This window comes from Undibacterium sp. GW821-FHT07F11, from assembly GCF_059418665.1.
The window spans coordinates 257482-271698 of record NZ_JBWKQH010000006.1 but is presented as its reverse complement, the minus strand read 5'-3'; the positions used below and the strand labels follow the sequence as shown (position 1 = coordinate 271698).

Genomic DNA, 14217 nt, shown 5'->3' with positions numbered 1-14217 from the left:
GCTTCCTTCATTGCCCTTGTGCCTGAGATGTAATATTTTAAGCATTCACCATCCCAGCCTTACTTATTCATATCACGGAGAGAATTTGCCTGACAAGAATCATTGCCGTTTCACTGATGCGGCACAGACATGAAACTTGATGTCAGAACCATCATGCTCATGTGGAGCGGGATTAATCTGCTGGGTGCCGGGATGATGGCACTCATTAGCTTTCATGCTGCGAATATCAAGGGCGCGCGCCAGTGGGCTGTCGGGCATCTCTGCATGTGCCTGGGTATTTTTTCATCTACCCAGATGTCACCGGAATGGCCACTCTGGGCGATAGGTGCCGCACCATTTCTCGCAGGCTCCGGTTTTGGTCTTCTCTATAATGGCATAGAAGCATTCAAAGGCAAGCGCTGCCAATACTGGATACCTGCCTGGGTAGGGTTGCAAATGACGATACAAAGTCTGTGGCTAGGTATGGTACAGGGTGACTTCAGGATGCTTCTGATTGCCAATTCACTGGTGGCCAGCACAGTGTTTTTTGCATGTGCCCTGAGCCTGATGGTAAAAACTGCACAACCACTCAGAACCGCCTACCTGCTGGCGGCTGGTTCTTTTTCATTTATCGCTTTGATGAGCCTGCTCAGGGCGCTGAATCTTTTACGTATGCCTGGCGAGCAGGTAAAACTGTTTGCTCAGGGAGATATCAATCCTGTCTTTCTGGTGCTGGGCGGTTTGTCACAACTATCCATTTCGCTATCGCTGGTATTGCTGATTACCTTCCGCCTGGTCAGTGATCTGCGCGAGCAAGCCTCGCATGACAGCCTGACAGGTCTGCTGAACCGCCGTAGCTTCGAGGACGAATCCCGGCGTTTGCTGGCGCGCGCTGTGCGGACTGGCGAAACCCTGGCTGTCATCATGATTGACGTGGATTACTTCAAGCGTATCAACGACATGCATGGACATCAGGCGGGCGATGAAGTATTGCGCCGTCTGGCAGCATTGCTGCAGTCCATAGTCCGCAGTGAAGATTGCCTGGCACGCTATGGCGGGGAAGAGTTTTGTGTCTTACTCATGGGTACTGGCGAACAAGGTGCAGCTCAGTTGGCCGAACGTGTGCGCCTGTTGTATGCCGAATTACAAATCGCCTGGAAAAACGAGATACTGCAAAGTACCCTGAGTGCCGGCATTGCAGATTCCTTGAGCAATGGCATGGATCTCGTTACCTTGGTGGACGCTGCAGATCAGGCACTGTACCGCGCAAAAAATGCGGGTCGCAACTGCATCACTTTGCACTCAGCAGGTAGCCCGCCACAATAGTTTGAATTTCGCTTGTTCCATGACTGTCACACCACTGTCAATAATTTCGGGTTAATGCCCCGGTTGCCAGCAGCAACCGGGGCACAAGTCAGTACTTAAAACTTCACATCGAGGCGTACGGATACATAACGGAATGCATTCCGTGTCGGCGTCCATGTCGTGGTCGTGATATTGGCTGGTGGATTGGTTCCTGTGGCATTGAAGCTGGCCAATGGGAAAGAGCGGTTGGCGCGGTATTGACGGTCAAACAGATTATTGATCCTGAAACTCAAGGTAGCGCGGCCAGACTTTTCACGGAAACCAAAACCGCCATGCACATAGGTAGTTGCCGGCACAAAGTTAAGCGGGTTTTGGTCAAGATTGGAAATCATGTCGCTCGCATACACCACATTCCCGGTGACGTAGGCATCAAAACTCATCTCAGGCAATTTCAGATCATATTTGAAACCTACGCTGGCTTTGCGCTTTGGTGAAAATGGCATGCGCCCGCCAGATACGTCATTGGTATTTTGATCGCCATACAAGGGGTTTTTCAAGATGCAGGTTTCATTGAAACCACCATTAGGGCTGCCAGTCACCTGGTAACAGGTAGAGTTTTTAAACGAGGTGATGGTGGCATCGGTATAGGCGAAATTGGCATTGACCAACAAGTCTTTGCTTGCCAGTGCATTGATGTCCAGTTCTGCCCCGCGTGTCTGCACACCTTCCAGACTATTCAGACGGGTCTGGTAAATCAGGGTATCTGGAATATAGCTGCCTGAATTTTGCTGGTAGTCTTTGAACTTGCTGTTGAACAGTGTCGCTGCCACAGTCAGACGGTTATCCAGGAAATTGCCCTTCATGCCGATTTCAAAGCTCTTCGCCGTCTCTGATTTGACGGGTTGCTGCGATGCTGTCAAGGCAGACAGGCTGCTGGTGATATCGTAAGCCTGACCCTTATAGCCGGTAGATGCAGAGATATAGCCCATCAAGGTAGGCGTGAATTGTTTTTGCAAGCTCAGCTTGCCAGTGGTGGCGTTTTCTACATTGCCAACGCTGGAGAAGTTATTGACGGCGACATAGGGGCTGCCCAACGCCAATTTGGAAGGGTTTCCAGTTCCGGAAAAATGATAACCGGATTCTTGCCTGTTAAATCGTACTCCTGTAGTCAAAGTATAAGTAGGTAGGAATTCCCAACTGGCCTGGCCAAATACTGCCTTGTTGATATTATAGGTATCGCCATAAAACTCGGTAGGACTGGTCGCGACCAGGCCGTTTTCCCCGCGCTTGAAGTAACGCGCCAGTTCATTCTTGCCATACCAGAGACCGGCGACGTAGCGAAAGTTGCCAGTATCCACTGACACCAGGCGTATCTCCTGCGTGCGTGAAATCACATCAAAACGGCCATGCTGCTCTGCTCCCTGGTTCAGGCCTGATGACTTGGTCGAACCTGTCACCGGGTAGTACAGCATGACCGGTGCATCGGTAAAATCCTGGTCACGCGAATCGTAGGCGTGATAGCGGTCACCCGAAGTAATCGAAGTCAGGGTTGCGCCGTTAGGCAACTGGTAATTCACCCTCAGGCCAAAACCACGCGTAGTCGATTCCTGCCCTGTGAATGTGTCATTGCGGATAGTGCGGTTGTCCGGGCCGGGTGTGATGCCTGCCAGCACTTGTGAGATAGGCATGGCTGGGGAATTATTCAGCAAGCCGTTTTGTATATTGGTGCCAGTCAGACTGGTGATGACCAGCGCGCAGCAATCGGTTTTTGTATAGTTGTAGCGCGGCGAAAAATCGATGTCGAGATCATCTGTCAAGTGCCAGTTGAATTTACCCAAAAAGGTTTTACCGGCAGAGCCATTGGTCATTTTACCGGTGGTCAGGTTATTCACGTTACCGGGATAGTCATTATTGCTGGCAGCGATGCGGAAGCCAAATTTTTCTGACACTTCACCACCCACCGATGCACCCAGACGCCATTCCCTGTCGCTGGACAGCAATACACTGGCACGCGAAACGATGGGGCCGGAGATAGGTTTGGTGACGATATTGATGGCACCGGCAATGGCCGATTTTCCGAACAGGGTACTCTGCGGGCCTTTCAGGATTTCTACGCGGGAGACATCTGCCAGATCACGAAAAGCCTGCACCTGCATGCCAATAGGAATATCATCGACGATCACGGCAACATCAGACTCCACGCCTATGCCTATTGACTGGGTGCCTATGCCGCGCATGTTCAAACCCGTGTTTGCGGGATTGTCACTCTGAGTCTTGGTCAAGGCTGGTGACAAGTCTATGATGTCGTCAAGGTCGCGCACATTATTGCGGTGCAATTGCTCTTCGCCAATAACGGAAATCGACATTGGCACATTTTCTAATTTCTCTACGCGCTTGTTGGCGGAGATGACTACTTTGGCCAGACCTTTTTCATCCACGTCTGTATTCACTGGCGCAGCTTTATTCGCTGTAGCTGCCGGTACATTAGCAGAAGCTTGCTGCGCATTGGCCGTATTCATGAAACTCAACATTGCCAATGCCACTGCAGCCGTAACTGGCGTCAATTGATACTGTTGAGTTACGTCACGACGACGATACTTTTTTTGTTGATTGCTATGTTTGGTATTGGTATTACTGCGGAACATTTTCGTCTCCTTGCGATTTAATAATTTTTATAATGGTTTTATTACTACAGCACTGCTCTTACTTATTTTTTGATAGATACACTGAATTTTTTGTGCTTTCCCCTAACGTACCAGACAAGGTTTCTTGTTATCAAAGGTCCATCCCGAAATCAAAAACTGCATGGCAACTGCATCATCCCGTGCACCTAATCTCATATTCAGATAGAGTTGATGTGCCGCTTCTACTGCTGCCATGTCCAGCTCGACACCCAGGCCTGGCTTGTCAGGTACATCGACCATGCCATTATTGATTGTCAGTGGCGCAAGCGTCAGGCGTTGGCCGTCCTGCCATATCCAGTGCGTATCGATAGCAGTAATTTTCCCTGGTGCGGCGGCGGCCACATGAGTGAACATCGCCAGCGAAATATCAAAGTGATTATTTGAATGCGAGCCCCAGGTCAGCCCCCATTCCTTGCACATCTGTGCGACACGGATTGAGCCTTGCATGGTCCAGAAATGCGGGTCAGCCAAGGGGATATCGACGGCCTGCAACTGTACGGCATGTCCCAGCTCGCGCCAGTCGGTTGCGACCATATTGGTGGCTGTCGGCAAACCAGTTTCACGGCGAAATTCTGCCATCACTTCGCGACCTGAAAAGCCATCTTCTGCGCCACAAGGGTCTTCGGCATAAGCCAGCACATCAGCACGATCACGGCACAGGCGTATGGCATCTTTTAAGGACCATGCGCCATTGGGGTCGAGGGTAATACGAGCGTCAGGAAATGCTTCAGCGAGAGCAGTGACGGTTTCTATTTCTTCTTCGCCACGTAATACGCCCCCTTTAAGTTTAAAGTCGCGAAAACCATAGCGCTGATGCGCGGCTTTTGCCAATGCAATCACAGCCCTGGTATCAAGTGCTGGCTGGCAGCGCAGGCGCGCCCAGTCATCATCTGGCCCGGCTACAGTGTCTGGATCAGGATAAGGCAGATTGGTGTCATGGCGGTTGCCGATGTAGAACAGATATCCCAGCATGGCGACCTGGCTGCGCTGCTGGCCCTCACCGAGCAAGGCGGCAACTGACACGCCCAGAAATTTGCCCAGCAAATCCAGCAAGGCAGATTCCAGCGCGGTGACTGCATGCACGGTAATGCGCAAGTCAAAAGTCTGATGCCCACGACCATTGGCATCACGCTGGGCAAATACCGTGCGGACTTGATTGAGCATGCTATTGAATGCGCCTACAGGCTGACCGATGATAAAAGGACGTGCGTCTTTCAAGGTTTTTTCAATTTCGCTGCCGCCAGGTACTTCGCCAACCCCCTGATTGCCTGCACTGTCGGTCAGGATCACAATATTGCGGGTGAAGTAAGGGCTGTGTGCGCCACTGAGATTGAGCAGCATGCTGTCATAACCAGCCACAGGGATCACTTGCAATCGGGTCACGACAGGCGTGACATGCACTTGAGGACGTGGGTTGCTTACATTGGGAAACACTGGTGTCTGCATAAAAAATAGAGATGGTTTTTATATAAATTTGTTCTGGATTATTTCTTCAAAGGCTTTACTACTGACCTACGTCATCAGTGCGCCGTGATAGCGAACAAGCTGATTCAAGACTGTTAAAGCTAGCCAATTTTATTTTGATTTTGTTTTAATGGTACCGCTACCAAACAATGAATTTATGGTAGCGGTACCTTTTTTGGAAGTCAATCAATTTCTTGAGCGAATTGTAGGAGATTGAAAAATCGTGTTAAGTAGCGCCGAAATCAAAACGAAAATACAACGAGACATGCAACTTGCTATGTAAAGCAGTATGCAAACTATCGCAGTCAAGGAATCAAGGCAGGAAAGATGATAGACCAGGCGCGTTAAAAACATACTAAGCCGGTCAGAGAAACTGAATACGCTTAAAAATCAAAATTCAACATCAGGCACTGTCACGTTCGACGATAGAAAAACCTATATCCTTGACTTTGTCTGTCACAGGATTGCCATCAACACGATCAATAATGAAGCGCGCTGCCAGGCTGCCTATGGCGGTACCGTCTATGCGTACGCTGGTCAGCGAGGGATTGAGGTCTTTTGAAAATTCCTGGTCGCCCAGACCTATCACTGCCAGCTTTGCTGGCACGGCTATACCCATTGCCTGCGCTTCTATGATGACACCCTGAGCCATCATGTCTGAGCTGCAAAAGATGGCATCGATGGCAGGATCATTCTCCAGTAAAGTGCGCAAGCCACTACGGCCACTGCCCAGTGTGGTCGGTGCCTTGACTATGCAAGTCGCAACTTCATTCGCACCTGCAGACCCCATGCCCAAGGCCAGAGCTGCATCAGAGAATGCCTTGTTGCGGCGTGCTGCGCGCTCATCATTGGCGCTGATGGTGGCTACGCGCTTGCGCCCACGACCATGTAGGTATTTGGCGACTGCCTCACCGATTTTCTCATGAGAAAAACCGACCAGCATATCGATAGGGGTAGGTGTCAGGTCCCAGGTTTCCACTACCGGGATACCGCTGGCGAGCAGGCGCTTACGACCGAGCTCTGAACGCATGATGCCGGTCAGGACAACGCCATCTGGACGGCGCCCTATGATGGCTTCCAGCAAAGCATCTTCACGCGAGTTTTCATAGCCAGCCTGGCCCAGCATCAATTGGTAGCCTTCATCTGCCAACGACTTGGTCAGGGATTGCACCATCTCTAAAAATACCGAACCAGTGATGGTAGGTACCACCGCAGCCACCAGGCGGCTTTTTTTCGAAGCCAGGCCACCTGCCAGCAAATTGGGCACATAGCCAGTGCGCTCTACCGCTTCTTTTACTCTCGCCAGGATGGCGGGAGACACTGCATCAGGGGTATTCAATGCCCGCGATGCAGTGATAGGCGCGACATTGGCCAGCTTTGCCACGTCGCGCAAAGTAAAGCCACCGCTGGAGCGGCGGCTGCGGCGCACAGGATCGGGCGCAAGCACATCGGTTGCGAGTGCTTCAGTTGCAATATCAGGTTTGGCTGTCGCTGTAGAGGATGACTTGTTTTTCATCCATAAATTATAGCATTGCAAATTCGCCCATAGCCATTTGCCAACGGCAAGGCCGCTGCTGACAATTCTGTTGCCAATCTTACTTCAGCTTGTCCAGAAACTGCAGTTCACCAGTCAAACGGATATCGTCCGACGCACTGCCCAGCATGACGATAAATTTGCCTGGTTCAGCTACCCATTTCAATTTGCTGTCATAAAACGACAGCATGGCCTGGTCTATGCTGAACGACACGCGCTTTTGCTCACCTGCTGCCAGTTTGATTTTCTGGAAACCTTTCAGTTGTTTGACGGGACGTACTACTGATGCAACCGGGTCTCGTAAATATAATTGCACCACTTCCTCACCATCCCGTTTGCCAGTATTGTGCAACTCAAATGAGACAGTCACGGTAGCGCCGGGCGACATGCTTGTATTACTGAAACTCAGATTGCTATAGCTGAATTCGGTGTAACTCAAGCCATGCCCGAAGGCGTAACGCGGCGTATTTGGTGCATCAATATAGGCGGATTTATAGACAACATTTTTCACGTCTTGCACAGGTCGCCCGGTTTCATAATGGTCGTATGAAATGGGAATCTGGCCTACGCTGCGCGGAAAAGTCATTGGTAGTTTTCCTGCAGGGCTGTAATCACCAAACAGTACATCAGCAATCGCATTGCCACCTTCACTTCCGGCAAACCATGTGTACAAAATTGCGGCGGCATGATCAGCTACAGTATTGAACACCAGAGGTCGACCAGCCATGATCACTACTGTGACTGGCTTACCCTTTGCCTGCAGCGCCTCGAATAATTGCGTCTGCAAACCCGGCAAGCCCAGCTCGGTACGCGATTTCGCTTCACCACTCATGTCCCAGCTTTCACCCAGCACCAGCAAGACAGTGTCTGCCTTGTCCACTGCCGCCAGTGCTGCAGAAAAGCCGTCGGTTTTAGAGCAGGCGATATCACAGCCTGGCGCAAAAATCACTTCCGTGTCTTTCTCTACATGGCTGCGTATGCCGTCCAGTAAACTGGCCACCTGGCCCGCATCTGACTTAACGATCCAGCCACCTTCCAGGTCACGGCGCGCATCTGCCAATGGACCTATCACGGCGATGGATTTGGCGGTTTTATTCAGGGGCAAGGTCTGCTTGTCGTTCTTGAGCAGCACCAGGGACTTGCGCGCAATGTCGCGTGCTATCAATCGATGACTGGGGTCATTCATCACCTCCTGTTCTCGCTTTATATCTGAAAAACGATAAGGGTCATCGAACAGACCGAGTTCAAACTTCTTGTACAGGATGCGCCTGACTGCATCGTCGAGCAAAGCCTCTTTCACTTTGCCGCTTTTGATCAGTTGCGCCAGAGAGCTGGAATAGACAAAGCCTTCCATATCCATATCGCTGCCTGCATTGATGGCTTTTAACGCCGCGTCAGGAATATCTGCGGCATAGCCATGTTTGACCATTTCAGCGATTGATGCCCAGTCGCTAACGACGAAGCCGTGGTACTTCCATGCGCCTTTGAGTAGGTCGCGCTGCAGATAACTGCTGCCAGTTGCAGGGATACCATTCAGGGTATTGAAGGAGTTCATGAAAGTAGCAACGCCCGCATCTACCGCCGCCTTGAATGGTGGCAGATAGGTTTCCCACAACTGATGCTCACTCATATCCACGGCATTGTAATCACGCCCGGCTGTCGCAGCACCATAGGCGGCGAAATGCTTGGCGGTAGCCATGACTGCATCAGTACCACCGAGTTTTTTTCCTTGAAAACCAAGTACCCGTGCTTTGGCAATCTGGCTGCCGAGATAGGTATCTTCGCCCGCCCCTTCCATCACCCTGCCCCAGCGCGGGTCACGGCTGATATCCACCATGGGGGCAAAAGTCCAGTGTATGCCGGACGCTGCCGCTTCTTTGGCGGCGATGTGTGCAGATTGCTCTATGGCCAGCAAATCCCAGGAGGCTGCCTCACCCAATGGGATGGGAAAGATGGTCTTGTAACCATGTATCACATCAAGGCTGAACAACAGAGGTATCTTCAACCGTGATTGCAAGGCCGCCGCCTGTACTTCACGGGTTTCTGCGACGCCTTTGACATTCAGCATCGAGCCTATTTTCCCCTTGCGGATTTCTGCGAGGATGTTGGTATTTTTATTGTTGGCAGGACCAGTCAAGTCACGCCCAGATAGCTGGTGTAATTGGCCGACTTTTTCTTCCATCGTCATCTGTTTTAACAGTGCATCGACTTTTTGCTGTATCTGCCTGTCTTGTGCTGACGCATTTGCCGTCAGGATCAGGGTAGCAAATAATGCTGTCAACGCTCTGGATTTATTATTATGCATATCGTGCTTTACCATGCTCATTTATTGATATTTCTTTTGCACATCGTCATAGAAGTTTTTTAAGGTAAAAAATGCCTTCTTCTTTTTACCGCTGTCAGAGATCAATCCCTTGCGGTTCCAGAAATCCTGAAAGTAAGGATGCTGGCGCCGTGGTGAGCGGAAATCCACCAATATCCATGGCGTCATGCCGCGTAGGCCGGGCATGGCGGTCAGCATCTTGAACTGGTTCTGGTATAGCAGTTCCTGATATTCTTCACTCCAGCGGGTATCCGCATCGGCGTGGTAACCAGCTAGGGCATCAGCGCCAAATTCTGTAATGACTACCGGCTTGTTGTATTTGATCTTGAAGCGATAATCCAGCATCTCTTTGGTGTTACTCCAGTACCAGCCTGCATATTCATTGAAACTGACCAGATCCAGTTTGTCTGCCAGCGGGTCTTCGACGATGACTTCATGTCCTTCGCGGTGCACTTCGAGTGCAGCAGCCACCAGACGGGTATCATCATTGGCACGCGCAGTATTCGCCAGTTTGCCCATGAATACATTACGGGCTTCACTGACCGGGGTTTCATTGCCTATCGACCAGATAATCACGCTGGCGCGGTTTTTATCCCTGAGCATCAGGTCTGTCAGTTGCTGGCTGGCGTTCTGGTAAGTGTCAGGATTAGTCCAGGAAATAGTCCAGTACACCGGCACTTCAGCCCAGACCAGCAAACCCATTTCATCTGCCAGACGCAGCATTTCTTCGCTGTGCGGGTAATGTGCCAGGCGCACATAATTTGAATTCAATTCCTTGGCCCATTGCAGCATCATGCGCATATCTGCCTGGCCACGCAGACGGCCAACGATAAGTGGATTTTCATCATGCAGGGAAATGCCACGCAAGAATATCGACTTGCCATTCAGCAGTATGTCCTGCCCTCGTGTTTCTATGGTGCGAAAACCTATGCGGTCGCTGACTGTATCACCGGCAGCGGCAATATCGACTTTGTAGAGCTTGGGATTCTCAGGCGACCAGTACGTCATTTTTTCCACCGGGATGCTGATGGCCGCACGGCCATTCGCATCAGTTTTTACGGTAGTGCTGATACCAGCTTCGGCAATATTGATCCTGATATCTTCCGGCTTGCGCACACCAGCCAATTGCACAAAACCCTCTATGCGTTTGAGAGTGCCCTTGGCGAGCTGGATTTTATAATCATTGATATAGGTAGCTGGCAGCTCTGCGAGCAAGACATCGCGGGTGATGCCGCCATAATTCCACCAATCGGTATTGACGGTAGGTATTTCATGCTGATGCCGGGTGTTATCGGCCTTAACGACAACAAAGTTCCTGCCTTTGTTGAGCTTGCCGGTCACATCAAACTGAAATGGTGTGAAGCCACCTTTATGGCTGCCCAGTTTTTTACCGTTCAGATAGACATGAGCCTCGTAATTGACTGCGCCAAAGTAAAGAAAGTAATTCTTGCCCGCTTTGGGCTCAACATCAAATACCTGACGCAGCCAGATTGTGCCTTCATACAATTGCAGCTTTTCTACCTGCGAATTCCAGTCACCCGGTATTTTCATTGTTGGTGACAGGTCAAAATTGTATTCGACCCAGTCGTTTTTATCCTTGGGTGCGCGGTCATCATAAAAGCCGCCTTTGCCAGTGGCTGACTCATCAAAGGGCATGCGGCGGTAATCGTAATAACCCATCTCATAGGGATCGATGATGTAATTCCAGCGTCCGTTGAGGCTGGTATGAGAACGGCCATAGATGTTTTGTATCGGTGATGAGGAGATAACTGATACCTCTGCAACAGCAAGCGGCCTGGCTTGCGCAAGTGCTGTACTACCGGTCGCCAGGCTGGCAAGCGCAGCAAGCATGGTGCTGCAGATGACACTGCCCAGTGATGCTATTAAACGATGCATTTCACGTCCTTTACTAAATTTTTGATTGCTGTCCCACTTTTTACGATCATGTCTGAAGCATATAAAATCACCATAATATGGTAGCGGTACCATTTTTAGAAGTCAATGCTTTTCTGTGAAGCTGAATCCTGTCGCTGACAGCAAGGCAAAAATATCAATAATGAAAACTCTGCTTACCTATATCAAACCGTTCTTCATTCGTACTATCTACACCAATTACACCAATCAAAAAAGCCCGGATGCGATGCAATCCGGGCTTTCCATACAAGATAAGAGCTACTGCGCTTTATCCTGCGGCACGTTGGCGGCCAGCCATATGCGAGCTGTATACATTACCTCTATCCATCAGCACCCCTGCTTCCACGGCAGCAATCCAGGCATCGGTGCTGCTGACGGCACCAAAATTGGAATGGAAGACCACACTAAAGGCGCGGTGGATTTCTTCTGCAGTGGCATAACCGGCAGCATTTTCATAAGGCAGAGAGCCTGTTGCATCATTCAGGGCTTCTACCTGATAACCCATATGTGCTGCTTCAAAGATGGTGCTGGCATTGCAGTTATGCGTCATGTAGCCAACGATGCTAAGGGTATTGATCTCATTCTTTTTCAACCAGTCGGCAGCATCTGTTCCTGTGAATACGCTGGCCATGTTTTTTTCTATGTGGTGATCAGCATGGCGACTGGCAACTACGTCATGCAACTCCCAGCTTTTTGAACCACGGGCAAAAATGGGGGAATTTTCTGGCGCAGAATGCTGAACCACCAGGACAGGAATACTCGCAGCCTTGGCCACATCCATGGCCCGGCCTATGTTTTGCAGGGATACTTGCGGGTCAGGGTAGCTGATTTGCATATTGCCGGTGAAGTACTCGTTTTGCACATCAATAACGATCAGGGCGCGTTTTACAGTGGCGTTGGTGGTAGTGGTCATGACATTATCCTTTGGCGGTGACGGTTTTAACAGAGTGTAGTTTTAACAAACAGCAGCGCTGTTCATGGACTGTATTTTCAGCCATCGCGCCTCTTAATATAAGTGACCCGATTGCCAATATTCGATACAATCAGGCCATGCAGATATCAAACCCCGTGAATACGCTCAATACTGTGAATATTGCCGTGCTGGCCTTTGATGGCATCAGCCCCTTCCACCTGTCTGTCCCCTGCATGGTGTTCGGTGACCATCATGGCGGGCTGGCGATGCCAGTATTTGATCTCAAAGTCTGCCTGGATCAGCCTGGAAAAACGCAGCCTGAGGTACGCACCAATGCCGGTTTTGGGATACGCGTGCGGCATGGCCTGTCTACTCTGCTCAAGGCGGATATGGTCATCGTGCCATCCTGGCATGATGACCTACGCCCTGCTCCACCACCCTTATTGAAAGCCTTGCGCCAGGCTCACCAGCGTGGTGCGCGCATCATCGGTTTATGCCTTGGTGCTTTTGTGCTGGCTGAAGCTGGCTTGCTGGATCAGCGCAGCGCTACCACCCACTGGGCGCTGTGTAAATCTTTCTCGGAGCGTTATCCACAGATCAGCCTTGATCCAAATGTCTTATATGTGGATCATGGAGATGTGATTACCTCAGCAGGTACTGCTGCAGGTATCGATTGTTGCCTGCATGTATTGCGCACTGAATACGGTGCAGATGTAGCAGCCCATGTCGCCCGCCGGCTGGTAGTAGCACCACACAGACAGGGCGGACAAGCCCAGTACATAGAGCAACCTGTACCGGCACTGGCAGCAGATGACCGTTTATCCAAAGTGCTGGAATGGATGCTGGCCCATCTGGCCGAACCACAGCAACTGGATCAGCTGGCACAAAGAGCCTTGATGAGCAGACGCAGCTTTACCCGTCACTTCCAGCAGCAAACCGGCACGACCGTGGGTAAATGGTTATTGAATCAAAGGCTGGCGCAAGCCCAGCGCCAGCTGGAAACCAGCAAACGCGCGATTGATGATATTGCTGCCGATACCGGTTTTGGTACGGGACTATTGCTGCGCCGTTATTTCGCCCGCGAATTCAGCATCTCCCCTTCTGCTTACCGGCGTGCTTTTCAGGGGAATGCATGATTGCTGCACATCATCAATGAATGAACTGGCATGGAATATGCCTGAAACATCAGCATGAATAGAGCTTAGCCATTAAAATAGCTAGAACTCATCCCGGCTTACTTAATTTGCGTCAAGATCATGCCCAGCATACTCTCCCTTAGCATTTACCCCATCAAATCCTGCGCCGGTATCGCGCTGAATGCAGCCACGCTGAACGAAACCGGCCTCAGTTTTGAGGGCATACATGACAGGGAATGGATGCTGGTTAACCAGCAAGGGCAGTTTTTGACGCAAAGAGAATTTCCAAAGATGGCTTTGATACGGCCAGAAATTCACAGTGACGGACTTTACATCCATGCCCCCGGCATGCCTGTCCTTTCCCTGGACCAGCAAGAAGATACCCGCTCCACCTCTGTCACTATCTGGGAAGAAAATTTCGCTGCCCTTGATTGCGGCCAGGCCATGGCAGACTGGTTCAGCAAGGCGCTGGATACACCTTGCCGTCTGGTACGCAGCACACCACAGACGCAGCGCTATGCGAGTCAGAAATGGACGGGTAGCAAGCTGGTAGCAACCCGCTTTTCCGATGGCTACCCTATCTTGCTGACAGCATCTGCCTCACTGGATGACCTCAATCAGAGACTGGAAAAACAGGGCCGCAGCGCGCTACCCATGAACCGCTTTCGTCCAAATATCGTGCTGGATGGCATAGAAGCTTTTGAAGAAGACTATGCCGAGAATTTTGAAGCTGGCAGCCTGATACAACTGCGTCCGGTGAAGCCCTGCCCGCGCTGCCCCATACCATCAATAGACCAGAGTACCGGTGAATTTGGTCCTGACCCACTGGACATCCTGCAAACCTACCGGGCCAATCCCCTGGTCGATGGCGGCATCACCTTTGGCATGAATGTCATCGTCGAACAGGGTATTGGGCAACTGCTGCGCGTTGGTGATTCCATCAATATGAATATCGCATTTTAAAT

The 14217-nt window shown here is 50.8% G+C and carries 9 protein-coding genes; 3 read left to right on the top strand and 6 right to left on the bottom strand.

Annotated elements, in window-relative coordinates; translation table 11 throughout:
* The first annotated feature begins 129 nt into the window (after positions 1-129).
* Entirely contained in the window at positions 130-1305 is a 1176-nt protein-coding gene (locus tag AC07OI_RS16935) for a GGDEF domain-containing protein (protein ID WP_492704873.1), read from the top strand.
* 95 nt (positions 1306-1400) lie between these two features.
* Here AC07OI_RS16935 and AC07OI_RS16930 read toward each other — a convergent pair whose 3' ends face one another.
* From AC07OI_RS16930 to AC07OI_RS16905, 6 genes are all read right to left on the bottom strand, one after another.
* Positions 1401-3929, bottom strand: coding sequence for a TonB-dependent receptor (locus AC07OI_RS16930; protein ID WP_495258014.1), 2529 nt, complete (start codon positions 3927-3929; stop codon positions 1401-1403).
* Between the two features lie 102 nt (positions 3930-4031).
* Complete coding sequence (locus AC07OI_RS16925) at positions 4032-5402, bottom strand: enolase C-terminal domain-like protein (protein WP_495258013.1); 1371 nt, start codon at positions 5400-5402, stop codon at positions 4032-4034.
* Positions 5403-5835: 433 nt separating this feature from the next.
* Positions 5836-6948, bottom strand: a complete 1113-nt coding sequence (locus AC07OI_RS16920; protein WP_495258012.1) for a LacI family DNA-binding transcriptional regulator — start codon at positions 6946-6948, stop codon at positions 5836-5838.
* Between the two features lie 79 nt (positions 6949-7027).
* Positions 7028-9271 (bottom strand): beta-glucosidase BglX, encoded by a 2244-nt coding sequence (bglX, locus tag AC07OI_RS16915; RefSeq protein ID WP_495258011.1) that lies wholly within the window; start codon positions 9269-9271, stop codon positions 7028-7030.
* A 21-nt stretch (positions 9272-9292) separates the two neighbouring features.
* Positions 9293-11185, bottom strand: coding sequence for a glycoside hydrolase family 2 protein (locus AC07OI_RS16910; RefSeq protein ID WP_495258010.1), 1893 nt, complete (start codon positions 11183-11185; stop codon positions 9293-9295).
* A gap of 286 nt (positions 11186-11471) precedes the next feature.
* A complete protein-coding gene (locus AC07OI_RS16905) occupies positions 11472-12116 on the bottom strand; it encodes a cysteine hydrolase family protein (protein WP_495258009.1) in 645 nt (214 codons plus the stop codon).
* A gap of 137 nt (positions 12117-12253) precedes the next feature.
* Here AC07OI_RS16905 and AC07OI_RS16900 point away from each other — a divergent pair, with 137 nt between their 5' ends.
* Together AC07OI_RS16900 and AC07OI_RS16895 are read left to right on the top strand one after the other, a co-directional pair.
* The gene (locus tag AC07OI_RS16900) at positions 12254-13252 is read left to right on the top strand and encodes a GlxA family transcriptional regulator (protein ID WP_495258008.1); all 999 of its coding nucleotides are present in this window, start codon (positions 12254-12256) and stop codon (positions 13250-13252) included.
* 120 nt (positions 13253-13372) lie between these two features.
* Positions 13373-14215 (top strand): MOSC domain-containing protein, encoded by an 843-nt coding sequence (locus AC07OI_RS16895; protein WP_495258007.1) that lies wholly within the window; start codon positions 13373-13375, stop codon positions 14213-14215.
* The last annotated feature ends 2 nt before the right edge of the window (positions 14216-14217 follow it).

Excerpts from the sequence above, each read along its gene's own strand:
- AC07OI_RS16920 (WP_495258012.1), bottom strand. The coding sequence starts at position 6,948 with ATGAAAAACAAGTCATCCTCTACAGCGACAGCCAAACCTGATATTGCA.
- bglX (WP_495258011.1), bottom strand. The coding sequence starts at position 9,271 with ATGCATAATAATAAATCCAGAGCGTTGACAGCATTATTTGCTACCCTG.
- AC07OI_RS16910 (WP_495258010.1), bottom strand. The coding sequence starts at position 11,185 with ATGCATCGTTTAATAGCATCACTGGGCAGTGTCATCTGCAGCACCATG.
- AC07OI_RS16930 (WP_495258014.1), bottom strand. The coding sequence starts at position 3,929 with ATGTTCCGCAGTAATACCAATACCAAACATAGCAATCAACAAAAAAAG.
- AC07OI_RS16905 (WP_495258009.1), bottom strand. The coding sequence starts at position 12,116 with ATGACCACTACCACCAACGCCACTGTAAAACGCGCCCTGATCGTTATT.
- AC07OI_RS16935 (WP_492704873.1), top strand. The coding sequence starts at position 130 with ATGAAACTTGATGTCAGAACCATCATGCTCATGTGGAGCGGGATTAAT.
- AC07OI_RS16900 (WP_495258008.1), top strand. The coding sequence starts at position 12,254 with ATGCAGATATCAAACCCCGTGAATACGCTCAATACTGTGAATATTGCC.
- AC07OI_RS16895 (WP_495258007.1), top strand. The coding sequence starts at position 13,373 with ATGCCCAGCATACTCTCCCTTAGCATTTACCCCATCAAATCCTGCGCC.